The organism is candidate division TA06 bacterium (assembly GCA_016208585.1).
Lineage (GTDB): Bacteria > Edwardsbacteria > AC1 > AC1 > EtOH8 > UBA5202.
Map to the genome: position 1 here is coordinate 1 of JACQXR010000047.1, position 26,818 is coordinate 26,818.

Here is a 26,818-nt window from a genome sequence, read left to right on the forward strand (position 1 = left end):
TTCCGGCTGCCAGTTGGTCTATTATATCCACCGAGTTGTCCGGCGCCTGCTGGTAGGGATAATTAAAAGACATTCCTTCGGTAAAAGTGCCGGCGATCCCCTCTATTTTTTGAATATTGCCGGTTGCGGTGGGGTTTCCCGGCCCAACGTATTTGGAACCGAAGAAGGTGAATATGGAGTCCGTGTTGTACATTTCGCCAAAATCGTTTCCGGTCGCCAACAGGCATTTGGAAACATCATTGGCAAATTTTATCAGCGTATCCTGCTGTTCGGGTTCGATGGTTCCGGCGCTGGATCCGTCCTCGGCATAGCCCAAATCCAGCAGGCACATATCGTATTCGGCGCTGTTCAATTTTTGTTTGTCGCGCCACATATATTCCAAGACCTCGGTGTTTGTGATCTGGACAAACAACTGGTTGGGGATGTTGCGTTCCTTAAAGGCCAGTACATAGGCCGAATCCAGCGGGATGTAGAGCGACTCCGGCTCGGCGATGGGATCTTCGTTCCAGCCGGGGGTGGCGGGGTTGTCGTAATCTTTCTTGGGATGATACCAGATGGTGCGCCCGGCGGCCTTGTCGTTGCTGATGTTATAGTTTTCGCCCGCGGCATTCAGGGTATCGTCCTTTTCGGAGACAAGCTTATAATACTGCCCAAAGATGTCGCCCCGCCCGTTGACCCGGGTTTTTGTCAAAATAACGGGCCCGGATCTGATACATAAGGGATGTGTTTTGGGAATCGGCCCAACTGGTCCAGAAGGAAACGTTGTCTATGCCCATAGTCACAGATGGTATCCGGCAGGCCACCGGTGTGATGGAAAGATTGACCTTGATGTTCTGGTTAATGGCATTGGCATCGCGGTCATAGCGCTGGGCATAGATGTCGCCATAGGCGTGGTTCTGATAGCTGATCCAGGCAATAGTGAAATATCCGGAATCCGAGGCCGCGATGGCCGGAGAAAAATGCTTGGCTTCAACATCGCCGTTAACCCTTTTGCTGGGGGTAATCGGCGAAAGATCATATTTTAAATAGCGGAAATAAATGTCGGCTTTGGTGACGCCGTCCCGGTTGTCCTGCCAGGCCACGGCAATGCCGGCGTCGGTAAAGCTTACCACCGGCAGAATGTGGTCCAGCTTTATCCCATCCTCGTTGACCTTGACCTCCGGAGTCTGTGGTTCGCATTTGTAATTGTATACCCGGGCATAAATATCAACCCAGCCGTCCCGGTCATCCTGCCATACCACCACAAAGTCCTGATTGCTGGCATTGACCGCCAGATGAAATTTGCGCCAAGTGCGACGTTTGCTGATGCCATGCATCCGGGTCTTCCACTCGCCTTCTCCGTACACCTTCAATCCGGTGCTGTCGAACACTAACGCTATCGGGCGGGATGGCATTGAGGCCTGCAGCGAAGGGTTGACGGTTGCCCCACGCCGTGAAAACCGAGTGTAGTCAGGCGATGTTATTGTCACGACCAGCGCTTTAAAGAGGGAATAGACAGATCCCTGGGTTTGGTGCAATGGCAAATGATATATTCCTTTGAGCTTCAACGCCGTTTCAATGGCAACATCCGAATAGACTAATCGTCCGCCTTGCCGCTGCGGACCGCGATAATACCAACCGGAAACTATATCATCACTGATCCAAACAGTCATACTCCTTCAGGTGAATTTTTTAATGCGCTAATTATATCATAAAACCCAGTGTTTGTGCAGGTTTTCAGCAGGTTTGTTCAATTTGAACTCACGGATTCAGGTTAGAATTTATGATTTATCAGGTTAGTCCCACAACTCCAGGGTCACCCCGAACGACTGGGTGCGGCGGGGCATGGGGTAGCCGTAGCGGGTCTGGTAATTGGCGTTGAACAGGTTCTCCACCTTGTAATAGACCCGGGCGTCGGCGATCTTTAAAGATAGCACATGGTTGCTGATGATATAGGCCGGAAGATTATCCACCGGATCCCAGTTCCCGGCTTTCTGGATGTCGCTGTACTGTGACCAGAACTTCCAGCCCAGTTTCAGGTCTGGCACGATCTGGATGTCGTTGATGGTGACCGAACCGTTGGCGATGTGCTGGGGCTTAAAGGGCAACCCAGGTCTGCCAATAGTGTCCTGTACCGCCAGACAATAGGTGTAGTTCAGGTCTAAGGTGACCATGTCAAATAGAGTATGACTAGCTTGGAGTTCGACCCCCTGGGTTATGGTTTTTCCGATGTTCGCAGCCTTTGTAAACAAAGTATCGGGCATAAGGAATGTCTGCTGCCCCCAGTCAATTAAATTGGTGGTTTTGGAACGGTAAAAACATAAGGTGCCATTAGTACGTATCGTCCCCAGCTTTAGTCCAATTTCAAATTGAGCATTTTTTTCGGGCAGGAGACTGTCATTCCCGGAATAAACAAAATTTGTACCATAGTAGTTGTCGACTGAATACCAGTATAGGTCATTTAAAGTTGGGGCCCGGAAAGACTGCCCATAACTTGTATAGAAGTTCAAATATTCAAAGAATCCATAGTTAATTGAAAGGGATGGCGATATTTGGCGCTGATAGGCAAAGTCCTTGTCATACCTGGCGCTGCCCACGAAAAGTAAATCCTTTAAAGGCTCCACCTGCTGGATCAAAAAGGCCGCTTTGTGCTTTAACTCGGGCTGGCCCACGTCGGTAATATCGCTCTCTACCATCTGATAGCCGACCCCCACCGTGGTGTTAATCTGGGGCATCCATGAATGCTGATACTGGCCTTCCACATTGGTCTGCAAGGTATAGTTGCGGCTGTCAACAGTGGAATAGATCATGTTCTCTATGGAATTACGAGAGAGGGCCACAAAGCTGTTCTGGTCGTAGCTGGCCTTGAAGCTGAAGTCCTTTCCCCAGTCTTTCTGTCTTTTGGTGGGGGAGGGATAATCCACCGAGCCCGGCACGCCGTTCTGCGACTTATACTCCTGATAACGCAGCTTGGTCTCGATCCTGGAATAGGGTTGGGCAAACAGTTCCAGGAAATAATTGGTGCCGTCGTAGTCGGAATTGACCCTTTGTCCGCCGGTCTTCTTCCAGGTGGCACCCATGGAGGCCGAGGCCCATTTGGCCAAAGGCCGGGAGACGGTGGCCTCCCAAACCTGGGAGCTGTAGCCGCCTTTTTCAAAATTTATCCTGGAATACGGTTTGAGTTGTTTGGAATCCTTGGTGATGATGTTGACCACACCGGCCACGGCGTTGGCCCCGTAAAGGCTGGAGGCCGGCCCCCGCACTATCTCGATACGCTGGGCTTGGCTCAGTATCCGGTTGAGGTCGTAGGATCCGTTCTGGGCCGAGTTGACCGGCAGGCCGTCCAATAAATAAAGCACCTGGTTGGTAGCAGCCCCCCGGATGGAAAGGGACAGGACGCTGCCGATGCCTCCGTTACCGCCCAGTGACGCTCCGGCAGTCTGGGAAAGCCGGTTGGCTGCATCCAAATTAGGAGTCAACGGATCCGGCTCGATCACCGACACCGAGGCCGGGGCGGACCGCTCGGCCAGCGGGGTCCGGGTGGCGGTGACCACCATCCCTTTGAGCCGGTAAACAGGCAGGGAGTCTTTTAGCTCTCCAGATTTGAGCAAAATAGTGCTGTCCGGGATGACCGCAGAAACAACAGCGCTGTCCGGGTTTGTTGCGGTTATAAATAAAACGGCTATTAATGAGAACAACATGGTATAGTATGCTCCTTTGAGGTTTTTAACCTCTGGTGGTCCAGTAGGCTGGTATTTCTGTTTTTAGTAATAGATGCAATTTAAGCTCCGTCTGTTACGGTCGCTTTTGTTTCCGGCTGGGCCGAATAAACGTCACATAATCAAGTCCCTCCTTTCGGGATGAATCTTCTTTTCTCCCTCTTCTCTATCTGGACAATTTTGGAGTTATGAATGGTTATCAGGATCTCGCCATAGTTGATATCCTGGATAGCGGCGATTATTTCATCCAGTATTTTTGCGTCAGATAACTTGGCGTTTTGTTCTGACATATTATTTGCCGGAGGCGGGTTCATATTATTTCACATTAATAATTGTGGCTGGCCGGTTTTAGGGTGCCGAATTATATTCAAGTCGGTTTGAAAAACCTGTTCCAGTATGTCCTTTTTAAAAACGACATCGGGCGGACCCTGGCTGACGATGCTGCCCCGGTCCAACAGCATCAAGTAGTCGCAGTACTGCCCGGCCAGGTTAAGGTCGTGCAGTGCCACCAGCGATAATACGCCTTTGGCTGCGGCCAGTCCCTTGACCAGCGACAGGGTCTGTTTCTGGTGTTTCAGGTCCAGATGGTTGGTGGGCTCGTCCAAAAGCAGGACCGGGGTCGCCTGAGCCAGGGCCCGGGCCAGCACCACCCGCTGGCGCTCCCCGCCGGACAGGCTTCTGATAGGCCGGTTCTTTAAGCCATAACAGTCGCAATCGCGCATGGCCTGCTCGGCGATCCGATAATCATCCGGCCCCTCGGGCTGCAAGGGCCTTAAATAGGGGTTGCGGCCCATCAACGCTATCTCGTAGGCGGTAAAGTCAAAAGAAAAAATATTGTCCTGAAAGACCACAGCCATCTGCCGGGCCAGCTTTTCCGGGGCATACTGTGAATGGCTTCGGTCCGCTATTTTTATTTCGCCTGAAAAGCCTTTCCTATCTAGCATTCCGGCCAGGCACAGGCAGAGGGTGCTTTTTCCCGAACCGTTGGGGCCCAAAAGGCCGACCACCTTCCCGGCCGTCAGGGAAAAGCTCAAATCGTCTAGGGCTTTCACCGGCCCATAGCTGTAGGAAAGGTTTTTTACAGTTATCATAGCCCGGCCCTCTTTTTGCGCCGTAACAAGTAGGTGAAAAATGGCACACCCAGCAGCGAGGTGATCACTCCCACCGGGATCTCCTGGGGAGCGGCGGTCCGGGCCAGGGCGTCGGCCAGCACCAAAAGATTTGCGCCCAGCAGCACCGACAGCGGCACCAGCCTGGAATTCTTGGGGCCTATTATCATCCGGGCCAGATGGGGTACCACCAGTCCCACGAAGCCGATCACCCCGGCCAGCGAGACCACCGCCGCCACCATCAGGGCCGAGGCCAGCAGAATTCTTACTTTTAGTTTCTCCACCGGCAGGCCCAGGCTCTGGGCCGGATGTTCTCCTAAAGAAAGCAGGTCCAGGTTGCGTCCCTGGCTCCAGAGGTAGGCAGTGCAGAGGATGATGGTGGCGGCGCAGACCCACAACAGATAGAGGCTCTGGGTCCCGAAGATCATCCCCAGGTTGCCCATCAGCAGATAGATCATCTCCTGGAGTTGGCGGCCGGCCAAAGCCAGAAGCAGCATGATCAGGGCCGAGAAGAAGGCGTTGACGATTATCCCGGAAAGGATCACGGTCTCCGAGGGCAGCCGGAAGCCCACCCGTCCCAGCCGGTAAACCGCATAGAGGGCCAGCAGGCCGAAGACTAAAGAGAACAAGGGGAGGCTTATGGCCCCGCCCCATCCCGACGAAAGCCCCAGCAGCAGGGTCAGGGCCGCCCCGAAGGCCGCGCCCCCGGAAACGCCCAACAGATAAGGCTCGGCCAGCGGGTTGCCCAAGGCAGACTGCAGGGCCGCCCCCGACGAGGCCAGCCCCGCCCCGGCCAGCATACCCAAAAGCACCCGGGGCAAGCGAATGGCCATCACCTGCGGGTCCGTCAGCAGCCCGAATCCGGCCGGCCCGGAAGCCAGGCCCAGCAAGATGGCCGCCAGGCTGGCGGGCAGCAGGTAATACCAGGCTTTTATTTCACGGCGCATAGAAAATTTCATGCAGTATTTTCAACCCTTCTATAAAACGAGGGCCGGGCCTTAAGATCACATCCTGGTCCAGGCCGGGGTAGATTTTTCCATTCTTGACGGCGGAAACATTCTGCCAGCCCAGCCGCTGTGCGATGTCTTTTCTTCCGGCCTGGGGATGGAGGACGATGATGATGCCGGGATCGCTTTTGACCACCAGTTCCGGGTTGACCGCAGCGTAGGATGAGCCGATATTTCCGGTAACGTTGATCCCTCCGGCCAGGGCTATCATCTGGCCGATGAAGCTGGAATCGCCGGCAGCGAACAGGGGGGAAGACCCGAGCTCGGCAAAGACCTTCGGCCTTTCGGGCAGAGGCACCGAATCCACCGCGGCTTTGATCGTGGCCAGCCGGCTGTCGATGTCTTTGATCATGGAGTCTGCCCTGGCGGGGCATTCCAGTAGCAGGCCCAGGACATTTAAGGCCCGCCGGATGTCGGCCACGGTCTCATCCTTAAAGCAGATCACCGGAATGTTAAGGGCTTCAAATTTTTTCAGCAGCGGGCCGGGGCGGCTGCCGATCATCACCGCCAACTGGGGCCTTAGCGAAACCATCCGCTCGAAGTTGGGGCTCATCATATCGCCGACCAAGGTTTTGCTTCGGGCCTGGGGCGGCCAGTTGCACCAGGAGGTGACGCCGGCCAGCCGGTCATCACCCCCCAGGGCATAGATCATCTCGGTCAGGCTGGGGGCAAAGGAGATGATCCTTGAAGGGGGCCCTTCCAGTCTGACGGCGCGGCCCAGGTCATCGGCGATGGTCCGGGCTTCTTTGGCCTGGGGCCGGGGCTGGGAGCTGCAGCCCAGGAAAAATATCAAGAACAAGAAATAAGGAAATCGCTTCATGATTGGATATGTTTGCAGTGATGGAGTATTATAAAAACAAAAAACCGTTCCTTCGGCTTATTTGCCGAAAGAACGGGCTGGCAATCCTAAACGAATGCTTTTTCAGCCCGGCCTTCCCGCGAAGCCGGAATACTAACTGGGAACAGGGAATAGATTTTTGGGGTTCGTGAATAAATCCCAGTAATCCAGTTCCAAGTCCCTTTCAAGGCCGGTCTCCTGGCTTGCCGGCAGCCGGATCGCCTTCCCGTCCTTTTTAAAGACAGTGGCTTTGTGATCGCGACTTTAACGTCGGTTTACAGTTGCGGGGCAGCTCCCGGTTTTCACGGGATTCCCGATTATCCCCGAAAAGGATCGGGGCACCTTGAAGGCAGGATTATATTCCAAAAGCGGGGCGCTGTCAACCACTGATTTTATAAATTCATGCCAGAAAACCCACAAGCTCTGCTTGGGGGATGAATGGCATCCTTGAAAAGCAGGGGTTATTAGGGGACGGCGAGTCCCCTAATAATCGGTTGCCGTCAGACCTTTTCAATGATACAATCATTAGGAAAGGAGCAACTGACGATGAGCGTACAAAAACGACGTGTTGATCAGGCAAGATTTACATGATTTTAACCACAACCAGACGCGCCTGTTTATGATAAGAATAATCCGGCCGATCATGTCAGATAAACTACCTATAGATACCCCGTAGCTTGTTGCGAGGAGCTTCATTCCTGTCAAGCCGGCGGAATTCAGGTCAAAGGCCTAAGCCAAAAAAATATTGAAATATTTTAATCTGCCACTTGACAAATTGTCAAAATTATGTTATTATGCACAAAGTAACAATAGAACGTTTGGAGAAGTAAAATCCCGTTTCGGTTGTTAAACCAAAACGGTTTTTTTATTCCTCCGGACAAAAAACCCAAAATTCCAAGGAGAAACATGAGTTTCACGGACAAGACCCTAACCTGCAAAGACTGCAGCAAGCCATTCACTTTCACTGCCGGCGAGCAGGAGTTCTATCAACAGAAGGGCTTTCAGAACGAGCCCCAACGTTGCCCGGATTGCCGTCAGGCCAATAAGGCCTCCAAACGCGGCCCGCGCCAGTTGTTCAAGGTGACCTGCGCCGAATGCGGCAACGAAGCCGAAGTCCCCTTCAAGCCCACCGGCGACCGTCCGGTGCTTTGCTCGGACTGCTTTAACAAAAAGCGCTAATAGCCAATTACTGTACATTAAAATATACGGTAATCAAGAACCTCTCTGTCCCAACCGGAGGGGTTCTTACTTTTCCCTGGTGCCCTGGTCAGGCCAACCCAGCCTGCCGGGGCATTTTTTTATTGACATTACAATAGGTTAGGATATAATTAAAAGTTTAAGCCTCTGTTAAAGGTCTCCAAAGATTGATGAATAAAAAATACCTAATAATTATTTTTATATTGTTGCTGGGGCTTTACAGAATTAGCCTATTGGGCAATGGCGCTATGGCCTTTCCCGATGAAAGCCGCTATGGATATAGCATTTATGCTTTGGATTGTTTGAAAAGCCTGGATTTCAAAGGATTCCTTAATAATATTTTCATTACCCAGGCCCGTCCCGGTGATGCCATCCTTCGTTTGATGCCTGCCGGCATCCAGGGGATTCTTTACCACACTGCGAGTTGGGACCCCCGGCTGCCGGTCTCTTTGGTGATCCCCCAGTTGTTCAACCTTTTAATTTCCATCTTGCTGACGCTGGTATTTTACAGGGTTTCATTAATTCTATGGAGGGATTTTTATCCGGCATTTTCAGCCACGGTCGTCTATTCCCTGTTGGCCAACAGCAATATCTATGTCCGGCATCTGCTGCCTTATGATGCGGCGCTGCTGATATTTTTGTCGGCATTGTTCTATATCTTGAAAGACAATAGGACAGCTGCAGTCTCCGTCAAAACAGCCGGGATTGCCGGGGCTTTGGCCGCCCTCAGTTTTTTGACCTATCCCGGTTACTATTACATCCCGGTCTTGGTCTGGGGCGCTTTGTGGATCAGGGGCCGCGGAGAAAAGCCGGCCAAAAAATTATTGGCTAACACCGGGTTTTTTGCCGCTTCGCTGGCGCTGGTGATGCTGGTGTTTGAAGGCTTGGCCAGATTGGGAGGCAGCTCATATCTGAACAATGCCAGGGGGTTGCCCGCGACCATAATCCAGGGCTCGTTCAAAGAGGGTTATACCTTCGGAGTCAAGTATTTGGTCCAGGTCGAAGGAATGATCGGCCTTTTGCTGGTGATCTGTCTTTTGTGGTATGCCGGCTTGATTGTCCGGGAACTGGCGCGGCAGGGGCCAAAGAAACTGCTTAAGGATTATGTGTTTTTGCTGTTCATCCTTTCGGGGGCGGGCTTTATGATCCATGCCTCGATTTCGGCGATATTCCATAAGATGGTTTTTTACGGCAGGTTGCTGCATCTTTACTTGCCTTTTCTGGTCTGGACCGGTTTCCAGGGGCCGGGATCCTTAAAAATGCCCAGGTGGAGGAATGTTTCATATGCCTTGATGATCGCGGCCTCGGTGATTTCCTTCACCTTCTTTGCCTTCAGTTACAGCGGCCTAGCCTATCCCCGGGATGTTTTGTACCGGTACCGGATATTATGGCCGGGATTGGATTCCGGCAAAATTATTTTTGAAAGACAGCCGGTCAAAAGGGTGATTGCTCCGCCTTCCCCCAAGATCAAGGGAATCGACCCCGCAATGCTGGACACCAGCCTGACCACGGTCAATGCCGGGTATTTTTATCCGGTGGAGGGACCGTTCGAACCTTACCTTCCGCCGGAGCACCAGGTTAAAATATTCACCGGGCAGCATTTTTTAACATTTCCGGCCTACCTTTTTGAGGGCTACAGCATGGGGGAGCGCAGAATCATGCGGGAACGAAACATATACGTATCCGTTTTCAAGTGAAAAAACCATGACAATACGTCGCTATCAAAAAAAAGACTCTGGGGCCTGGAATCAGCTGGTCGAGGATTCGTGGAACGGCACTTTCCTGCATACCCGCAGGTATCTATCCTACCATGGGAACAGGTTCAAGGATGTTTCCCTGATCATAGAGAATTCGCAAGGTCTGCCGGTGGCGGCTTTTCCGGCTGCCGTTGATCCTCATGAGCCTATGGCAATCATCAGTCATCCGGGAATAACTTACGGCGGGATAGTGCACAAAGGCGATCTGCGGGGAGAGGATATGGTGAATGCCCTGGGGATGATCGCCAAGTATTATTCCAATGTCGGCTATAAATCCTTGTCTTATAAGGCTGTCCCTTTTTTCTATCACCGGATTCCGGCCGAAGATGACCGATATGCCATTTCCAGGCTCAATGGCCGGCTTGCCCGCTGCGAGCTTTCGGCGGTGATAAATTTATTTTCCCGAGGACAGCTTTCCGGCCGGCGGAAACGCTGCCTGACCAAGGCGGCGGGATCGGGCCTGAAAATAGTTTCCGGCAAAGAGCTGCTTCCGGATTTCTGGCGCTTGCTAGAGAAAACCCTGCGCCAGAGACATAACGTCAGCCCGGTGCATTCACTTTCAGAGATCACCAAACTTTCAAAACTTTTCCCGGAAAACATCGAATGCGTGGCGGCGGTGCTGGGGCGGAAAATGGTGGCCGGGGCCTTGCTTTATAAAACACATTCCGTTACCCGCACCCAGTATCTGGCCTCGGACGAGGAGGGCCGTAAGAACGGGGCTCTGGACCTGGTGCTGGAGAACAGCATCTTAAAAGCCAAGGAAACCGGCGGCCGCTATTTAGACCTTGGTACCAGCAACCTGGAGCAGGGCCGGGTCCTCAACCAGAACCTGTACCGGTTCAAGACGGAATTCGGCGCGGGAGGAGTGGTCTTCGAACAATTCCAGATCATGCTCTAGAGATTACAGCCCGGCACAACATCAACCTAACCAGTCCGAACCAGTCCGAAAAAATGAAAAAAATCGCCCCCAAGATAATGAACCTGCCGAAGATGACCGACCCCAACGGCAACCTGACCTTCATAGAAGCCCGGAAGCATGTTCCTTTTGACATCCAGCGGGTCTTCTATCTTTACGATGTGCCCGGCGGGGCCACCAGGGCCGGCCATGCCCTGAAGACCTGCCAGCAGCTCCTGATAGCCATCTCCGGGAGTTTTGATGTGATCCTTAGCGACGGACGTAAAAGCACCAGGCACCATCTCAACCGCTCCTACTCCGGGCTGTATATCCCGCCCCTGGTCTGGAGGGAGATCGAGAATTTTTCCTCGGGATCGGTCTGCCTGGTTTTGGCTTCGGAAAAATACGACCAGAAGAATTATTACCGCCGTTTTGCCGATTTCACCAAAGCGGTCAAAAGGCTGGAGCCGTGAAGGTTGCCTTTGCCGACATCAAGTCCACTTATACCCGGCTGAAGCCCGAACTGGATGTGGCCTATGCCCGGGTGATGGACTCCGGCCGGTATATCCTGGGGGAGGAGGTCGGGGCTTTCGAAAAAGAGTTCGCTTCGTTCTGCGGGGCCGGGCACTGCGTGGCCGTGGCCAACGGCCTGGAGGCGCTGGAGCTGATCCTTAAGGGTTACGGCCTCGGGCAAGGCCACGAAGTGATAGTCCCGGCCAACACCTGCATTGCCACCTGGCTGGCGGTCACCAATGTTGGGGCCAGGCCGGTGCCGGTGGAGCCGGACCTGAAAACTTTCAACATAGATCCGGGCCGAGTCGAAAAGGCGACCACCTCTAAAACCCGGGCCATAATGGCCGTTCACCTCTACGGACTACCAGCGGAAATGGACAAGCTCGGGGAGATAGCCGCCCGCCGCCGGATTTTGCTCATCGAAGACGCGGCCCAGGCCCACGGCGCAGGGTATCGCGGCCGGACCGCCGGGAACTTGGGACAGGCGGCGGCCTTCAGTTTTTACCCCACCAAGAACCTGGGCGCCTTCGGGGATGCCGGGGCGGTGGTGACCAGCGATGGGCAGCTGGCCGAAAAGGTCAGGCTGCTGCGGAACTACGGCTCCCCAACAAAGTACCAGCACCTGATACCCGGGGGCAATTCCCGGATGGACCCGCTCCAGGCAGCCTTTCTGCGGGTCAAGCTCAAGCACCTGGAGCAATGGAACCGGGAGCGCCGGATGGCGGCCGCCAGCTATCAGGAAAGGCTGGGCGGGCTGAAAGACCTGGTCCTGCCGCAGGCCCCCAAGGACTGCGAACCCTGCTGGCACCAGTACGTGGTTCGGACAAAACACCGGGAAAAGCTGAAACTGTCCTTGGAGCAGGCCGGCATCGAAACCATGGTTCACTACCCCATACCGCCGCATCTATCGCCGGCCTACTCCTCCCTCAAATATAAAACCGGTGATTTTCCTCTGACCGAAGAGATAGCCGATACGGCGTTGAGCCTGCCCATGGGCCTTCAGTTATCATCCGACGCCCAGGACTACGTGATCAATGAGATCATCAAGGCGCTTAAGTGAGAACCCTGTTTATATCCCTCTATATGCTAATCCCGTATAAGACCGCATGAAGATACTGCATATTGCACCTTATAATATATCCGGAGTTCCTTTAGCCTTTGTCAAGGCCGAGCGGAAATTGGGGCACTACAGCCGGCTGGTCACTTTCAACCGCGACTGGAGGGGCTATGAGGAGGATATCTGCCTGAATCTTCCGGGATGGGGACAGGGCCTGGTTAAGAACATAAAAAAGGTTTTTTATTCCACTGAGAAATTAAGGCAAAACAACAGGAAAACCGGCCCCGGTCCGATACCTCCCGTCTGGCGGCCGGAGAACATATGGTCTGCCGTTATGCTCCGGATGCGGGATTTTTGGTTGAGGCCTTTTATCCGGCAGAGCATCCGCAGTTACGGACTGGATGGCTTTGATGTTTACCAACTGGATGGCGGGCATGGTTTTTTCAAATTCAATGATCTAATACCCGACTGGCATCGATCAGGAAAAAAAATGATCTGTTGCTATTACGGAAGCGACCTCAGGAAAAGGGGAGTGATGCCGGAGATCGATGCGGTCTCGGACTGCAATGTAACAGTGGAATGGGACCACCTGGAGCTTCATTCCAACATCAATCATGTTTATTACCCTTTCGATCCGGACCGGTTTGAAGTAAGAAATTACACCTTGAAAAATCAGAGTAAAAAAGTCGTCATCGGTCATTCGCCCACCAACCGCCAGGCTAAGGGTTCGGACACCATAATCAGGGCGATAGACAAACTGTCCCAAAAATACCCGGTAGAGTTGTTGCTGATAGAAAATGTGCCATACCAAAAAAATCTGGAACTGAGAGCCAGGTGCGATATCGGGGTGGATCAGTTGGGGGATCTGGGTTACGGCATCAGCGCCCTGGAGTGGCTGGCCCTGGGGATTCCGGTGGCCACCTGCCTGGCGCCCCAAATGTCCCGTGAAGCGAAAGATCATCCGTTCGTTGAAGTTGATGAAAATAATATCGGGAACAGATTAGAAAACCTGATAAAGGATCCCTGGAAAAGAAGGGAGCTGGGCCTTAAAGGCCGGGAATGGCTGGAGGAATTTCATGATCCCGAAAAGGCAGTTAACAATATCCACCGATTGGCTGGTTTAAAGTGAAAAGAATCCCAATAATTATAGCACTTTGTTCAGGGGCTCTCTGGGCCTGGGCCGTATTGGCGCCCAACCAGATGACCATCATCGACGGGCGGGGCGGGGCCAAGATCTCCGAGACCGTGACCTTCGAAAAAGAGGAGTACCTCAGTTTAACAGACCTGTCCGCCAGCTGGAACGCCCAGGCCGCCTGGTCCGAGCTTACCGGCAACGCCGACCTGAAGCTGCCGGGCCACACCCTGCGTTTTTCGGCCGACAACACCTTCTTTCTGGTCGACGGGAAATCCTACAACCTGTTCAACCCGGTGCGGCTGTACCAGGGCGAACTGTATGTGCCGATGGAGCTTTTCACCCGTTTCCTGATCACCCTATGGGGGCGCAGCATAATCTGGGACAGCCAGGACCGCAAACTGAGCCTGGGCGGCATCAGCCCGGAGCAGATCAAGATCCCCGAAGCCCGGCGCCGCCCCGGTGTCCAGGAGAAGACCGGCATCCAAAAGGTGGTATTGGACCCCGGCCACGGCGGCAAGGACCCAGGGGCGGTGGGCCCCACCGGCCTGTGCGAAAAGGACGTCACCCTGGAGATAGCCTTCATGCTCAAGACCATACTGGAACAAGACTACAACCTGATCGTGGTGATGACCCGCCGGGACGACACCTTCATCCCGCTGGGAGACCGCACCAAGATAGCCAACCAAGAGGCGGCCGATATATTCATCAGCATCCATTGCAACGCGGCCCCGCGCAAGAAAGCGAAGCTCAAGACCATGCGGGGGGTGGAAACCTACTTCCTCTCGCTGGCCAAGACCGACGACGCCCGGGCCACGGCGGCCATGGAAAACTCGGCCATCAGTTTTGAGCAGCCCCAGCAGAACGTGGCCAACCAGGACGACGTCCAGTTCATTTTGTGGGACATGGTCCAGAACGAGTTCCTGACCGAGTCCAGCGACTTGGCCGAACTGGTGCAGGAGTCGCTGGCCAGGAAACTGCCCACCGTGCCCAGCCGGGGCATCAACCAGGCCGGGTTCTATGTTCTCAACGGGGCCTACATGCCGGCCATTCTGGTGGAGACCTCTTTCATCTCGCACAAAGAGGAAGAGAAGCTTTTGAAGAAGCCGGATAATCTCAAGAAGATCGCCCAGGGGATAGCCTCAGGCCTGGCGGCCTTTGCCCAGAAGTACCAGAAGGAAATGGGGCAGTAGGGGGTCAGGGATATTGTAAGGGCATAAGGGCAATTCATGAATTGCCCCAACCGCTTAGCAGGACAAAAATGGCTAAAGAAAAGATAGAAAAAGCAATTTACGAGCTTGAGAATAAATTGCTGCAGCCGGTAATCCGCAATGCACCCTATGAAAGGTAATAAAACATTCCGAGCCGGATGAAAATAAAAAATATTCCCTGCGCAGTTCCATCTGGCAGCTGATTGACGGCCAATGGAAAATGATATTCCACCAGGGGACGCTGATCAAGAAGTTTGACGTGTGAAACTTGAAGTCAAATTGTGACCTCAAGTTTTGATTCGTTAACCAAGATATCGGAGCCGTTAAAGGGTTGAACGGGCTCGATAAGGCAAATATCGGGTCTGATATGGCTCTGATCGGATCTGATATTGGGTAGAATGGACCCGATAAACCAAATATCGGGTCCGATATGCTTCTGAGTCGGGTCTAATATTGGGCAAAACGGACTCGATAAACCAAATATCGGGTCTGATATGGCTTTTCTTAATCTCAAATGACAATGCTTTTTGCTTTGGTTATTTAATATTTGTGTTTGTTTAGAGTTTATGGTTTCGCGATTAGGGTTTATATTTGCATTGACATCCAGTGATAGTTCCGCTAAAATTAAAGCATGGAAAACAAACTTAAAACAGCCTGCCTGGTTTCGGGCGGGGGCACCAACCTTCAGGCCATAATCGACAACATCGAGGCCGGAAAGCTGGAGGCAGAAATTGCCGCCGTGATCTCCAATGTTCCCGGCGTTGGCGCTTTGGAACGGGCTAAAAGGCACGGGCTACCCTGGTTCGTAGTCAATAACAAAGATTTCGCCACCCGCGAACTGTTCGACCGGGAGCTGGCTTCCATCATCGACCGCCAGGAAGCAAAACTGGTTTGCCTGTGCGGTTTCATGCGGGTGCTGACCCCGGAGTTCGTGGACCACTATAAGAACCGGATCATCAACATCCACCCGGCCCTGCTGCCCGACTTCGGGGGCAAGGGATTTTACGGCCATAAAGTACATGAGGCGGTGCTGGCCTCGGGCATCAAAGAGTCCGGCTGCACCGTCCATTTTGTGGACAAGGAGGTAGACCACGGGCCCATCATTCTCCAGCGCACAGTAGAAGTTTTACCCGGAGACACTCCCGACACCTTGGCCGAGCGGGTGCTGCAGGAAGAACATAAAGCCTATTCCCAGGCTATTGAACTCTTTGCCCAAAACCGGCTGGAGATTAAGGACCGAAAAGTGCTGGTAAAACCGTCATGAACGGAAAACGGCCCATATCACTGTTTTTAACAGGTCTCACCAGCCTGCTTTTATTTTCCGCCTTCCCTTTGTTCTCGCTTTGGCCCTTGGCTTTCGTCTGCCTGATCCCCCTGATGGCCGCCGCCAAAGATCTTTCGGTCAAAAAAACATTTATGCTCTCCTGGCTTTCGGGAACGGCCTTTTATATCGGCCTGCTGCATTGGATAGTCTTCAATCCCGCGGTGGAGGGCTGGGTCCGGCCCCTGTTGTACCTGGGGGTGGCGTTGATCGGCTTCTATCTCTCGCTGTATTTTGCCGCAAGTTTTGCCCTGGCCAAGTGGCTGGCGGGGCGCTCCAAAATTCCCTTCTGGGCCTGGCTGGCCTTGTGCCTCCCGGCGCTTGATTTTATCCGCAGTCAGGGGCTTTTGGGATTTCCTTGGGGCAGCCTGGGCTATGCCCTGGCGCCCTGGACTTCAAGCATTCAGATGGCGTCGCTGACCGGGGTTTACGGACTGACCTGCTGGGCCGTGCTGGTAAACGGACTGCTGTTTGCCTTGGGGTCGAGTCTGTGGAAGGAACGCACCAGGTTGGCAGAAGTTTTTCGCCGACCTAAAACAGTCGCACAGATCATAGTTCTGGCCCTGCTCCTGTTGCTGCCACCCTGGCTGGGCCATCTGGCCGTCCGCTCGGTTGAAAAAATCTCCATGGAATCGCCCCAGATGAAGACCGCCCTGATCCAGGGCAACATCCAGCAGGGCCTGCGCTGGGACAAGGAATTCCAGCGCTTTAATTTTAACGCCTACAAGAGGCTGACTGGCGAAGCCTCCGCCCAAAAAGCTGGACTGGTGATTTGGCCCGAGACAGCAATGCCTTTTTACCTGAGGTACCAGGCCCAGTATTTCAAAGAGCTTTGCCAGTTATCTGAGGTGACCGGTTCCATGATCCTGACTGGGGCTCCGGATTTGGCCATAGGGGAAAGCCAGAAAGAATTGTATTTTAACGCCGCCTTTCTTTTCACCCCGGGCCAGGGGCTTGTTGGCAGTTACGCCAAAAGCCAGCTGGTGCCCTTCGGCGAAAGGTTCCCCTTAAAGAACAATATCCCGTTTTTGAAAAACGTCAGTTTCGGCGAGGGCGAGTGGACTTCAGGGCAGGATACCGTGGTGTTCAAAACGCCCGACCTTATCCTGTCCTGCCTGATCTGCTTTGAGTCCATCTTTCCGGCCATCGCCAGACATCAGGTAAACCGGGGATCAAAGATACTGGTCAACATCACCAACGACGGTTGGTTCGGGCGTTCCGGCGCCGCTCTGCAGCACGCCCAGATGTCGGTTTTACGGGCGGTGGAGAACCGCCGGGCCGTGGCCCGCTGCGCCAATTCCGGCATCTCCATGTTCATCCTGCCTTCGGGGAGGGTCGCCCAGCCCACCCCCCTTTACCAACAAACTGTGACGGTGGAGTCCCTTCCGTTATTGAGCTTCAGGACTTTTTACAGCCGTTTCGGCGATGTCTTCATATATATTCTGATTTTATTGATCGCGGCGGCGGCTTTGATTACTCTGGTTAAAAGACGCACTTAGGCTAAATCGGCATCATTGGACAAAAAGACTCCGGTAATCTTTCCGGCGTCTTTTTTATTTTCAGGGAATAAATCTTAGCCTCGGCCTGTATATTCTATAGAACTAAAAAAGAGAGGCCTACCATGAAAAACATAATCTGGTTGTTCCCGCTGGCTGGAGCCCTTTTAGGGTTCGCCGCAAGCTACCTGGCCTTTTACCTCAAATTCAGATTGGCGCCGGCCCCAGGCTATACCCGGCTGAACTACCGGGCCATAGAAAGCTTTAACCTGAAGTCGGCCCTTTTCAGTGCTGTGGTCCTGATGGTTTTGGTGATGGGGGCGGCTGGAGGTTATCCTTACTTAAAAAACTTGAGACAGGTGGAACCGGAGAAAGGGCCTCGTGGTTTTACCCCCATGCCCAGGGACTCTTTGATCCGGTTGATCCCCCAACCGCCCTCGCTTGACCCCAAAGACAATCCCGGTCCGGAGTTCCCGGAGATCATCAAACGCCCGGCCCCGGGCAGTAAAATAGTATTGGTTGAGGACGATGTGGCCGATACCCTTATTCTGGACGACCAGACCAACAGGGATATTGTGAACGCCTATTCCAGGAACTCGACCCCGGCCACTGATAGCCTGATCAAGAACGCGGTGATCGGCGACAACTCCGATCTTCCTTATCCCGGCGTTTTTGTACCCCACAGCCAGGCTCCAGTAGTCTTAAATGCGGTCCGGCCGGTCTACCCCTCCATCTGCCGGAATATGGGGGCCGAGGGCAGGGTCATCCTCCAGGCGCTGGTGGACAAGAGCGGAAATGTGGCCAAGGTCAGGGTGCTAAAGAGCTCAGGCAATGACGCCCTGGACGAGGCGGCCATGGAAGCCTTAAAGGCCTCCATCTTCTCACCGGCCCTGCAAGGGGACAAACCGGTGGCGGTCTGGCTGAGCTACCCGGTGGTGTTCAGCCTGGAGTGAATAACCTTTATCTTTGAGACAAAAAAAACGGGACGCTTTTAGCGTCCCGTTTTTTGCTATTGGGCCGGCACCCACTGCCGGCCGCACATCACCTTGAAATCGCAGTGCCGGCATTGGTTTTGAGTATCCTGGGTGCCGGTAAAGGGAAGGCCGGGGTCCCGGATCTCACTAACCAGCCGGGCGATGGCCTCCAGGCAGTCCTGATAATTTTTATCCCGGGTTTCCAAATCCTTGAACAGCGGCTGTGTCTTGATGGCCTTTCCCCCCAAGAGCAGCAGCTCGCTGTCCACCGCCTTCGGGTCCGCTTCGGGAGTGAAGGCGCAGTAAAGCATGAGGTAGAACGGAAGCTGCACCGAGCCTAACGCCTTGGCCCAGCCCTGGCGCCGGTCCAAATCGAAATTTTTAAAAGAGGGAACTTTGGCCGAGCCGCCGGTCTTGTAGTCCACGATCACCAGCCGCCCGCCCCTTCTGTCTATCCGGTCTAGGGTGCCGTTGACCGGCACCGCTTGCAGCCCGGGGAGAATATCCACCGTCCCCTCGAGCTTCAACTCGCGGCCTAAGACCTCCGGGGCCGGCTTCATTTCCCTATGGTGCTGCAGCAGCTGGGCCATCCTGGCCTTGATCTGGGAGGCCACCAGGCACATGCCACCGTCCAGGACATCGCCGTGCAGCTCCCTTATGACCTGGTCCACCACGGCATCCATCCTTGCGAAATCCCTGGGCTGGGGCGCGAAGGGCCCGTCCGGACGGCCCTCGAAGAATATTTTCAGTACCCGGTGGACGGTGGTGCCGATCTGCCGGGCCTCGATGTCGCCGCCCACCTGGTCCAGCTCCCGTATCGCCAGCAGGTAGTGGTGGTAAAACTTCAGCCCGCAGCCCAGGTAGCTGTCCAGCATCGAAGCCGAGAACGACAGCCGGGACACAGCTTCCATCATGGCCGGGGTTTTTGAAACCTGCGGCGGATCCTGTTGGGTAAATGACTCGGCGTACTTTAAAAGCCTGTCCCCGCCGGCAGAAAGCCTGCCCTCGGCCTTCTGCCTTTCCCAAACCAGCTGCTCCAAAAACCGGCTGCGCTGGGCCCCGCCGCCATGGCTGTAGAACAGGCTGACCTCCTTGGCCCCAAAAATGAGGTTTTCAAAATGATAGCGGGAGATCAGCTCCCGCTGGGCCGATCCGGGAAGCCCCAGCTGGGTCCGCAGGGCCTGGGGCAGAATGGCATCCGGCATCCGGCCCTCGGGCAGGATGCCGTCGTTGGCGTCCAAAACCAGCACCCTTTCAAAGGCCAGGTCCCTGGTCTCCAAAAAGCCCAGCGCCTGCAACCCGTTTAGGGGGGTGCCGGGAAACGGCACCCGGGCCTGCCGGACAAAACCATCCAGCAGCCCGAAGTAGATTTTGGTTTCAGTAAAGGACTGGCCGGCCAAAAGCGAGTTTTGCAGCTGTTCCAGACAGCCGGTCATGGACATAAAAAATTTGGCGGCATAGGGATGCCGGCCGGCCGGGCTGTTTTCGGCTATCCGGGACACCACGGTCAACAGATTTAAGGCGAAGGCGGCCACCGTGTCCGGCTGCTCCAACGGCAAAAGCAGCAGCCGGTGCAATCCGGCCAGGTGGGCGAACAATTCCTCAAGGTTCCATCCCTGATCCGAAAGCCCTTGAAGCTTTTGCTCAAGTTTGATTCTGATCTCAGGATCGTTTTCTATCTCCTCCAGGGTCACCAGCCTCCGCCCCCTTTCGTTCAAGACCTGTTCCAGGGCCTGCAGCAGTATCCGGGAAGGAAAGCTGGCCTTCCCCAGGGCCAGGTTCTTGACATAAGGGTGCAGCATTAGCCGCAAATAGTCCGGCAGAAAATAACCGCTCTGGTCCCGGCTTTCCTGGGCCTTGGCCAGCGACTGCATCAGCCCGTAGAGCGGGGTGCGCTCCAATGGATAGCCCAGGGAGATGTTCCAGGGGACGGAAAGTCCCGGCAGGATGTGATGGATCAGGGGAAAGACGGTGTCGGGCCGGGGCAATACCAGCACTGCGTCATCCAGTTTTTCCCCGGCTTGATCCAGCAGCGGTTTCAGGCCCATCACCTGGCCGTGGCTGTCGGTGGCCCGGTAAAAGCTGACCTTAGGGGAAGCCTGCTCCCGGCCGGCCTTTTCCGGGAAAACTTTTAGCTGGGAGATGATGCGGCCTATGCCCGGGCCGTCCCGCAGCACCAGGGTCACATTGTCGCGTTTTACCAGATTCTTGAAGATCTCTTGCTCGCATCCGGTCAAAGCGTAGAAGCCGGCCAGGATCACCGTTTTAAAGGACGAGAGGTCCAGCCTTTCAATGTTTGAAGCCGCCAGGAAATAGCTGTTGGCCCGGGTGGAAAATTTTTGGGATTCCAGTTCCCGGTAAAACCCCTCATACCATTCCGCCAGGTGCGGCAGCATCTGTTGAAAACGGGCTGGCCAGGACTCTCCGGCCAGGGCCTGGACTCCCTTCAGCTGCTCCTTTGAAACCCGTTCCAGCCGCAGCTCCTCTAAATCGCCCAGCAGCTTGAAGCCCCAGGCCATGAATTCCTCGAAGGACAGCGGATCCCCCTGATCCCCCGGCAGCCTTAGGTCCTGGTGCAACTTGAACAGCAGCGCCACCCCGTCGGCGGCCAAAAGCGGGCTGGCAGACTGCCCCAGCTCTAGGGCCGCCCAGTCCACCCAGTCGTCGATGGAGAAGAGGCGGGGGGCCAGAAAAGGCCTGATGCGGTCCTGCCTAAAGAGCGCCCGCAGCAGGAAATGGGAGGGACGGCGGCCGGGAAAGACTACCATGGTTTGGGAGAGGTCCGCCTGGTCTTTGGGAATCATCCGGCAGATTCTGGCCACCAGATCCGACCCCTTGGGCAGCAAGTATGATCTGCTCATGGCCTCACCTCCTTCACGTCGCCGTCCAGATAGACGATTTGTCCCTCCAGGGTTTGACCGGGAAAAATTCCCGCCAGGGCCGTGAGATAGCCGCGCACCTGGGCCTGATGCTGCTCCAACTGTTTGGGATCATCGGACCGGCCGGTTTTGAAATCTATCACCGTGGCCAGGTTTCCATCGCGGACCAAACGGTCCACCCGCAGCAGTTCCCCGTTGGGGCCCACCAGCTGGGCCTCGCAGAGCACGGTCTGGCCCCCCGCCTTAACGAAGAACGGGGCCACATCCCGGCGCTCCAAAAAGGTTTTGACCTGGGCGGCCAGGGCCTTTATATCCCGGCCCGGAATCAGTTCCCGGTGGCGGCGGGCCAAGGCCAAAAGTCTGGCCTCTGTGTCGTCCGGCAGGGCGGCAACGCCCTCCAGCAGCTTGTGGTAAAACTGGCCCAGCCGGGCCTTAAGATATCTCTCCCCTTCCCAAGACTGCTCAGGCTCCCAGTCCGTGCCTGGCTCCAATCCCCGCCCTATCGCCGGCTGGCCGGGTATGGCCGGAGCCGCTTTTCTGGAAAGGGTTTCCTTATGGCCCTGATCTATAAGAGGGAAAAGCCTTGGGTACCACGGCCCTTTGGCCGGGCCCTGCTTCTTTATGACCCCGGCCTTTTTGGGTTTGGGCGGCTTGTAGATCACCAGGTTGTAAAGTTCATGCCGGGCCCGGGTGCAGACCACGTACAGGGCGTTGAGCTCCTGAACCTGATCATCGGCCAAAAACCCATCGCGCAAGGCCGCCAGATCATGGGGATACTCCCTGGTGCGGCCGGCGATTTCGGCGGTGATCTTATATAGGGCGATCTCCTCTCCGGTTTTTCCGTAATAGACCTGGCGGCTGTCCTGGGCCTCGTCGTACAGGAGATTTATCACCACCGGAAAACCCAAACCTTTGGATTTGTGAAAACTCATCAGCTGCACCGCCGGAACATTCTCCGGCAGCTCCAGGGAAAAAAGCTCCGGCTCCGGCCTCTGGCAGGCCTCCAGAAAATCCTTGAGGCTGCCCTGGCCCTGTGACTCCGCCTGGTTGACGGTCTCCAAAAGCTTCAGCAGGGCTGCCGCCTCGTCCGGAAAATTTTTAAAAACCCCGAAACGGCCCAGAGCCAGGCAGACCAGGTCGTACAGGGGATAATACCCGGCCAGCCGGTAGAGGTCGCTAAAAAACTTTCCCCAGACCGGGGCGAACCTGGGGTCCCGGCGGCATTCCTGATAGTGGTATCCCCGCGTCCCGGCCCTCTGCCCCGCCCCCAGCAGAATGTCGTCGGCCAGCGCCTGGCTCCATTCCAGGCCTGCTACCTGGGCGGCCGAGGCCAAAATCCGGCCCTTGACCACCGAAGCCCAGGCCAGGTTGTCGATGGGCGAGTCCAGAAAGCGCAATATCTCGATAAGTTCCGCCACCACCCGGCGCTGGCGGATGTCCAGCCCGCCGGATGACGAGGCCGGGATGCCGGCCTGGGTCAGCCAGCCGATGGCCTGTCCCAGATGTTTGTTCTTGGGGGCCAGCACCGCGATGTCCTGGGGGCTGTAACCCCGGGCCAGCACGTCCTGAACTATCTCCAGCAACGTCGCCCGCTCCGGCTCCTGGTCCACAAGGCCTGAAGCATCGGCGGCATCAAGAACAGCCTCATCATCCGCGACAGCGCCGGCAACGGCATCAGGACCGGGGTCAGCATCGGGATCGCCGGAGCTCTCCGCAGCCCCGGATCCTGCCGCCCCTTTGGGAATGTGCAGGGTGCGGACATAGCCCCGGCCTGCGGTTCCCTCTGACGGCCGCTGGACATAGGTCAAAAGCCCGGTGCGGTCGGGGCCCAAAATCCCCTCCCCGATCAGCTGTTCCAGATTATGATGGAAGGCCTGCTCCACGTATTCCAGGATCGCCTGGCCGCAACGGAAGTTTTGCTCCAGGCCGCCCACCTGCGAACTGTCCGCCACGCTGGCCGGCAGCCAGATCAGGGGTCTGGCCTTCCCTTGGATCTCCTCCTGGAGCTGTTTCATTATCTTGTAATCGGCCTTGCGGAACAGGTAGATGGACTGTTTAAGATCGCCCACTAAGAAGGCCGAGCCGCCCGAAGCCAGGGCCTCCGAAAGCAGCGGGTGCAGGCTGCGCCACTGGGCCAGGTCGGTGTCCTGGAACTCGTCGATCAGGTAATGGCAGAGTTTGGCCCCCAGGGCCAGGTAGATCCCGGGGATCATCTCCTGGTCCAACTGCTGGGACAGTTTCCGGGCGATGTCATCGATGTGGACCACCCCCCGGCGCCGCTTGGTCTGCTCCATGATCTGCTTGAAATGATGGTAGGGCTGGCCATAGGCGGCATAGTGGCTTTCGCTGTGAGCCGCGGCCAAACCAGCCACCACCGGCCCCAGTTTCCCCCACAGTTCTTTGGTCGCTTCATAGGCTTCCAGTTTGTTTTTGGGAGGCTTGCCCTTGAGCATCGGGGTATGTCCGCTGTTGTAGGTGGACCGGGCCAATATCTTGTCCACATTCCCCTGCTCCAGGTATGAGGCAAAGGCGTCGGCCTTCATCATAAAGCCTTGCTCCTGGGCGATGCCGCAGATCTGCTGGTAGACATCCTTGATGATTTCCAGACAGCGGTCTCTTTCGGCGGTCTGGTCTTTAAAAGTAAAGCGGCCAGATTCCTTGGCCTCTATGGACAGAAATTTTTCGAAACTTTCGCGCATCAGGGGCTGGGGGTCCCAGGCGAAGCTGCCGCCGGAAGCGTTGAGCAGCTCCAGAAACCGGCCCATCACCCCGGTCAGATCCTGGTCCCGGCCGGTCTGTTTCAACAGCAGGGTCAGGGAATAATCCAGCAATTCGCCGTAGCTGGTGGTAACCTGGAAATCCGGCCTAAAGCCCAGCTCCCGGGCCGAGGCCTGGGCCAGCCGGTTGGTAAAGCTGTCGATGGTCTGGACCTGGAAATCGGAAAAATGTTCGATGATTTTGTCCACCATCTCAAAGGCCAAGGCCGGTATCTTCTCCGGCTCTGTTTCCAGCAGTTCCGCGGTCTGTTTCAGAAAGCCTGGATCATTGCCCAAAGCCAGTTCCTTCAGCCAGATTAAAATCCGCTGTTTCATCTCCCGGGCGGCGTTGTTGGTGAAGGTGATGGCCAGCAGGTGGGGCAGCTGGTTGTGCTCGATCCGGGACGACAGCAGGAACTGCACGAAACGGCTGGACAGGGCCTGGGTCTTGCCCGAGCCGGCCGAGGCTTCGATCAACAGCAGGTGGGGAAACCGGTAGCGGCCGTCTTTTTTCAAAACATCTGACATCTGCTCGCTCCTTTTGGTTTTTCTTAAACCGCCGTTTCCTAATATACCAATTAAGCGGCGGGATAGTCAAGACCTCTTTTTAAAATGGCGTATTTAAATCGTGTTTTTTAGCCCGGATACTAAAAAGGGCCGAAGTTTTCAACTTCGGCCCTTTTACTGGTAAGATACTACTGGATCACTACCATCTTCTTGGTATCAATAAAATCCCCCGCCTGTAACCGGTAGATATAAACCCCGGAAGAAACCTTAAGCCCGCCCCGGTCCCGGCTGTCCCATTCCACCTGGTAGGCCCCGGCCGGTTTGGCTTCATTTACCAGCGTCTTCGCCAACTGCCCCAGGGCGTTGTAGATTTTGAGCGAGACCTGGCCGGACTTGGTTAATTGATAATTGATCGTGGTTAATCGTTTGCAGGGATTAGGCCGGTTTTGGTAAAGCATGTTGATGTAGCCGGGCGTGACGCTGGTGATTTCTTCGAACTGGGCACCGCCGTGGCCGTGTCCTGTCTTTGCCGAAGCATACATCTCCCACCAGTCGCAGGCAGCTATCGGTCCATTAAGGTTTTTGATCTCAAGTATCCCCCGCCCTTCCTGGGCGATCTTTTTGGGAACAACGACCTCTGCCGTTATCATTTGGCCGGTTGGGACTTTGATTAGACCCACCGAGATTTTATTTACTGAAACCATATAATTATACACTTTGCCGCCTTTTGAGCCATATTCAAGATAAAGGCCAATCTTGATCTTTTGGGTTTGTTCGGGGTTCAGATACGGCAAATAATACAAAAGTGCGGTGCTGTCGTAATCAACTGTAATGGTGTTTCCTTTTGCGGCCGAATAGACCAGATAACCGTCCCTTTGAATGGTATAAATGGAAGGCAGACTGTCGCCGACGTCGGCCGAAAGCTGCGGTGTGTTGGGCCCGGTAAAGTTTTTGCCGGTAAGGTTGTAATGCGAGCCATAGCCTTCGGACCAGACCAATGATATCTTTATGCTGTCGGTATCCTGACGGTAAGCCATCTGGGGGTATATCGAAGGCGTCAACGGGCTTTGGCTATAGTTCCCCAGATAGTTCCACTTTAAATTACTATAAGCCGATACGCATATCTCGCTATTGCCGTCGCTCCCCATTTCGCTCCAGGACACGTAATTGCCGCTAAAAACCGGCGCCAAAGACGGTGTGCCCGGTGTTTGGCTTATATCTTCGGCATTTTCCCAACAAAAGTTACTTGGGGCGGGTTTAGTAGGCGACAACCCCCAGTTTCCTTTCTTGTGATATATATCGCTGCCTTCCTGCCATACCACATGGACATCGCCGTAAAAATTGAGCGATGGCTCCTCTGAAAGAATGCCTGAACTATTGGAAAGGTTTACCTTGCTGCCCCACTGGTTTTTAAACGGATCAAACATTTTCCAATAGATTTCGCCTTCGTAATCCCAGGCAATGTGAATGGCATCGTTTCCATCAATGCAGATGGTGGGCGAAGCGGAAAGGTGCGGCGGAGTAACGTCCCAACTGCCGGAATCGCTGTCCAGCGTCGTCCAAGTATAGCCTGAACTTCCCGAAGCTTGAAAGCCGTACATTAAATTCCAGTCCCAAGTGCCTTTTTGACCGCCGGGGATGGTGTAAACATCCTGAATCTCCGCTACCAGATGCGTTCCGGCGCTGTTGATAACCATAGAAGGCGGGCTTATAAAATGGCCCTGTTCATACCACCCGCCTTGTTCCATAATGGTCTCAAGCGGCCCCCATACCCCCCCGGTATTCTTTACGGATTTTAAGACCCAGCCGGCATTGGGCGTTTCGGCTTTCCAAACCATTATTTTATTTGATTAAGATAATTCTATTGGTTATGGTTTGTTGGTTGGCCTTTAGTTTAACGATATAAATACCGTTGGATATTTTTCTGTTTTTATTATCCGTTCCGTTCCAAATAACAGAATATTGGCCGGATTCTTTGTTCCCTTTAAATAATGTTCTCACCAATTGCCCGTTTATGTTGTAAATTTTCAGGCTCACCTGCCCGGCCTGTGGCAATTGATAATTGATAGTTGTTAATTGTTTAAACGGGTTCGGCGCATTTTGCCAAAGTCTAAACACAAATATCTGTTCCCTGTTCCCTGGGTCGCCCGCCACCCCGGTCATGGTTACCCCAAAGCTGACATCGCTTTCGTCGGAAATTGGGTTATAGCCGCTATCATAGGCGATTACTTTTATTTTGCAGGTCTTTGAACTTTTATTGGGAACCTTCCACACGTATGGCGTATACACTGGCGCCCAGAGACGGATGGTGTCGGTGTAATTTATTCCGCCATCCAATGAGAGGAATAAATCTATCCTGTTCACTTTGGTCTCATCGTAGGCGTTCCAACGAATGGGAACCAAGCTATCGGCGGCAAAGCTCTCCCCGCCGTTGGGGTAAAGCAGGGTTACGGTTGGGGGAATACTGTCGG

The 26,818-nt window shown here is 54.6% G+C and carries 21 protein-coding genes and 1 riboswitch; of the genes, 10 read left to right on the forward strand and 11 right to left on the reverse strand.

Translation table 11 applies throughout. The features are described from left to right. The 7 genes from HY768_03920 to HY768_03950 all read right to left on the reverse strand — a co-directional run. On the reverse strand, positions 1-691 hold a 691-nt coding region (locus HY768_03920; GenBank protein MBI4726363.1), incomplete at its 3' end, for a hypothetical protein. After that, on the reverse strand, positions 639-1,652 hold the full coding sequence (locus HY768_03925) for a transposase (protein ID MBI4726364.1): 1,014 nt from the start codon (positions 1,650-1,652) through the stop codon (positions 639-641). The genes HY768_03925 and HY768_03920, both read right to left, overlap by 53 nt. A 123-nt stretch (positions 1,653-1,775) precedes the next feature. Next, positions 1,776-3,680, reverse strand: a complete 1,905-nt coding sequence (locus HY768_03930; protein MBI4726365.1) for a TonB-dependent receptor — start codon at positions 3,678-3,680, stop codon at positions 1,776-1,778. 140 nt (positions 3,681-3,820) lie between these two features. After that, complete coding sequence (locus tag HY768_03935) at positions 3,821-3,988, reverse strand: YezD family protein (protein MBI4726366.1); 168 nt, start codon at positions 3,986-3,988, stop codon at positions 3,821-3,823. Positions 3,989-4,018: 30 nt separating this feature from the next. Further along, complete coding sequence (locus HY768_03940) at positions 4,019-4,789, reverse strand: ABC transporter ATP-binding protein (protein MBI4726367.1); 771 nt, start codon at positions 4,787-4,789, stop codon at positions 4,019-4,021. Then, complete coding sequence (locus tag HY768_03945) at positions 4,786-5,754, reverse strand: iron ABC transporter permease (GenBank protein MBI4726368.1); 969 nt, start codon at positions 5,752-5,754, stop codon at positions 4,786-4,788. Before HY768_03945 ends, HY768_03940 begins: the two co-directional genes overlap by 4 nt. Next, positions 5,744-6,634, reverse strand: coding sequence for an ABC transporter substrate-binding protein (locus HY768_03950; protein MBI4726369.1), 891 nt, complete (start codon positions 6,632-6,634; stop codon positions 5,744-5,746). Before HY768_03950 ends, HY768_03945 begins: the two co-directional genes overlap by 11 nt. Positions 6,635-6,822: 188 nt before the next feature. Further along, a riboswitch (cobalamin riboswitch) is annotated at positions 6,823-7,013 on the reverse strand. A 545-nt stretch (positions 7,014-7,558) separates the two neighbouring features. On the opposite strand from HY768_03950, the gene HY768_03955 reads away from it, so the two are divergent. The 10 genes from HY768_03955 (at position 7,559) to HY768_04000 (ending at position 18,184) form a co-directional block, all read left to right on the forward strand. Beyond that, positions 7,559-7,831, forward strand: coding sequence for a zinc-ribbon domain containing protein (locus HY768_03955; protein MBI4726370.1), 273 nt, complete (start codon positions 7,559-7,561; stop codon positions 7,829-7,831). Between the two features lie 266 nt (positions 7,832-8,097). Continuing rightward, complete coding sequence (locus HY768_03960) at positions 8,098-9,546, forward strand: hypothetical protein (GenBank protein ID MBI4726371.1); 1,449 nt, start codon at positions 8,098-8,100, stop codon at positions 9,544-9,546. 7 nt (positions 9,547-9,553) lie between these two features. Beyond that, the gene (locus HY768_03965) at positions 9,554-10,504 is read left to right on the forward strand and encodes a GNAT family N-acetyltransferase (protein ID MBI4726372.1); all 951 of its coding nucleotides are present in this window, start codon (positions 9,554-9,556) and stop codon (positions 10,502-10,504) included. Between the two features lie 53 nt (positions 10,505-10,557). Then, positions 10,558-10,974 (forward strand): WxcM-like domain-containing protein, encoded by a 417-nt coding sequence (locus HY768_03970; protein MBI4726373.1) that lies wholly within the window; start codon positions 10,558-10,560, stop codon positions 10,972-10,974. Beyond that, on the forward strand, positions 10,971-12,074 hold the full coding sequence (locus HY768_03975; GenBank protein MBI4726374.1) for a DegT/DnrJ/EryC1/StrS family aminotransferase: 1,104 nt from the start codon (positions 10,971-10,973) through the stop codon (positions 12,072-12,074). Before HY768_03970 ends, HY768_03975 begins: the two co-directional genes overlap by 4 nt. A gap of 46 nt (positions 12,075-12,120) precedes the next feature. Beyond that, positions 12,121-13,200, forward strand: a complete 1,080-nt coding sequence (locus tag HY768_03980) for a hypothetical protein (GenBank protein ID MBI4726375.1) — start codon at positions 12,121-12,123, stop codon at positions 13,198-13,200. Between the two features lie 71 nt (positions 13,201-13,271). Then, the gene (locus HY768_03985) at positions 13,272-14,396 is read left to right on the forward strand and encodes an N-acetylmuramoyl-L-alanine amidase (protein ID MBI4726376.1); all 1,125 of its coding nucleotides are present in this window, start codon (positions 13,272-13,274) and stop codon (positions 14,394-14,396) included. 649 nt (positions 14,397-15,045) lie between these two features. Continuing rightward, complete coding sequence (locus HY768_03990) at positions 15,046-15,678, forward strand: phosphoribosylglycinamide formyltransferase (protein ID MBI4726377.1); 633 nt, start codon at positions 15,046-15,048, stop codon at positions 15,676-15,678. Next, positions 15,675-17,234 carry an apolipoprotein N-acyltransferase gene (gene lnt / locus HY768_03995; GenBank protein MBI4726378.1) on the forward strand — a complete coding sequence of 520 codons (1,560 nt, stop codon included), beginning with the start codon at positions 15,675-15,677 and terminating at the stop codon, positions 17,232-17,234. Before HY768_03990 ends, lnt begins: the two co-directional genes overlap by 4 nt. 122 nt (positions 17,235-17,356) lie before the next feature. Then, the gene (locus HY768_04000; GenBank protein ID MBI4726379.1) at positions 17,357-18,184 is read left to right on the forward strand and encodes an energy transducer TonB; all 828 of its coding nucleotides are present in this window, start codon (positions 17,357-17,359) and stop codon (positions 18,182-18,184) included. A 56-nt stretch (positions 18,185-18,240) separates the two neighbouring features. Here HY768_04000 and HY768_04005 read toward each other — a convergent pair whose 3' ends face one another. The 4 genes from HY768_04005 to HY768_04020 all read right to left on the reverse strand — a co-directional run bounded on the left by HY768_04005 (position 18,241) and on the right by HY768_04020 (position 26,711). Then, positions 18,241-21,066 carry a PD-(D/E)XK nuclease family protein gene (locus HY768_04005; GenBank protein ID MBI4726380.1) on the reverse strand — a complete coding sequence of 942 codons (2,826 nt, stop codon included), beginning with the start codon at positions 21,064-21,066 and terminating at the stop codon, positions 18,241-18,243. After that, positions 21,063-24,368, reverse strand: coding sequence for a UvrD-helicase domain-containing protein (locus HY768_04010; protein MBI4726381.1), 3,306 nt, complete (start codon positions 24,366-24,368; stop codon positions 21,063-21,065). The genes HY768_04005 and HY768_04010 overlap by 4 nt, the downstream gene beginning before the upstream one ends. Before the next feature lie 167 nt (positions 24,369-24,535). Next, positions 24,536-26,185 carry a T9SS type A sorting domain-containing protein gene (locus tag HY768_04015; protein MBI4726382.1) on the reverse strand — a complete coding sequence of 550 codons (1,650 nt, stop codon included), beginning with the start codon at positions 26,183-26,185 and terminating at the stop codon, positions 24,536-24,538. Positions 26,186-26,189: 4 nt separating this feature from the next. Further along, positions 26,190-26,711: a T9SS type A sorting domain-containing protein gene (locus tag HY768_04020; protein ID MBI4726383.1), complete on the reverse strand. Its 522-nt coding sequence runs from the start codon at positions 26,709-26,711 to the stop codon at positions 26,190-26,192. Positions 26,712-26,818: the final 107 nt, after the last annotated feature.

Excerpts from the sequence above, each read along its gene's own strand:
- HY768_03970 (MBI4726373.1), top strand. The coding sequence starts at position 10,558 with ATGAAAAAAATCGCCCCCAAGATAATGAACCTGCCGAAGATGACCGAC.
- HY768_04015 (MBI4726382.1), bottom strand. The coding sequence starts at position 26,185 with ATGGTTTGGAAAGCCGAAACGCCCAATGCCGGCTGGGTCTTAAAATCC.
- HY768_03945 (MBI4726368.1), bottom strand. The coding sequence starts at position 5,754 with ATGCGCCGTGAAATAAAAGCCTGGTATTACCTGCTGCCCGCCAGCCTG.
- HY768_04000 (MBI4726379.1), top strand. The coding sequence starts at position 17,357 with ATGAAAAACATAATCTGGTTGTTCCCGCTGGCTGGAGCCCTTTTAGGG.
- HY768_03935 (MBI4726366.1), bottom strand. The coding sequence starts at position 3,988 with ATGTCAGAACAAAACGCCAAGTTATCTGACGCAAAAATACTGGATGAA.
- lnt (MBI4726378.1), top strand. The coding sequence starts at position 15,675 with ATGAACGGAAAACGGCCCATATCACTGTTTTTAACAGGTCTCACCAGC.
- HY768_03980 (MBI4726375.1), top strand. The coding sequence starts at position 12,121 with ATGAAGATACTGCATATTGCACCTTATAATATATCCGGAGTTCCTTTA.
- HY768_03955 (MBI4726370.1), top strand. The coding sequence starts at position 7,559 with ATGAGTTTCACGGACAAGACCCTAACCTGCAAAGACTGCAGCAAGCCA.
- HY768_03985 (MBI4726376.1), top strand. The coding sequence starts at position 13,272 with ATGACCATCATCGACGGGCGGGGCGGGGCCAAGATCTCCGAGACCGTG.
- HY768_03930 (MBI4726365.1), bottom strand. The coding sequence starts at position 3,680 with ATGTTGTTCTCATTAATAGCCGTTTTATTTATAACCGCAACAAACCCG.
- HY768_03960 (MBI4726371.1), top strand. The coding sequence starts at position 8,098 with ATGGCCTTTCCCGATGAAAGCCGCTATGGATATAGCATTTATGCTTTG.
- HY768_03990 (MBI4726377.1), top strand. The coding sequence starts at position 15,046 with ATGGAAAACAAACTTAAAACAGCCTGCCTGGTTTCGGGCGGGGGCACC.
- HY768_03940 (MBI4726367.1), bottom strand. The coding sequence starts at position 4,789 with ATGATAACTGTAAAAAACCTTTCCTACAGCTATGGGCCGGTGAAAGCC.
- HY768_03950 (MBI4726369.1), bottom strand. The coding sequence starts at position 6,634 with ATGAAGCGATTTCCTTATTTCTTGTTCTTGATATTTTTCCTGGGCTGC.
- HY768_03925 (MBI4726364.1), bottom strand. The coding sequence starts at position 1,652 with ATGACTGTTTGGATCAGTGATGATATAGTTTCCGGTTGGTATTATCGC.
- HY768_04010 (MBI4726381.1), bottom strand. The coding sequence starts at position 24,368 with ATGTCAGATGTTTTGAAAAAAGACGGCCGCTACCGGTTTCCCCACCTG.
- HY768_03965 (MBI4726372.1), top strand. The coding sequence starts at position 9,554 with ATGACAATACGTCGCTATCAAAAAAAAGACTCTGGGGCCTGGAATCAG.
- HY768_04005 (MBI4726380.1), bottom strand. The coding sequence starts at position 21,066 with ATGAGCAGATCATACTTGCTGCCCAAGGGGTCGGATCTGGTGGCCAGA.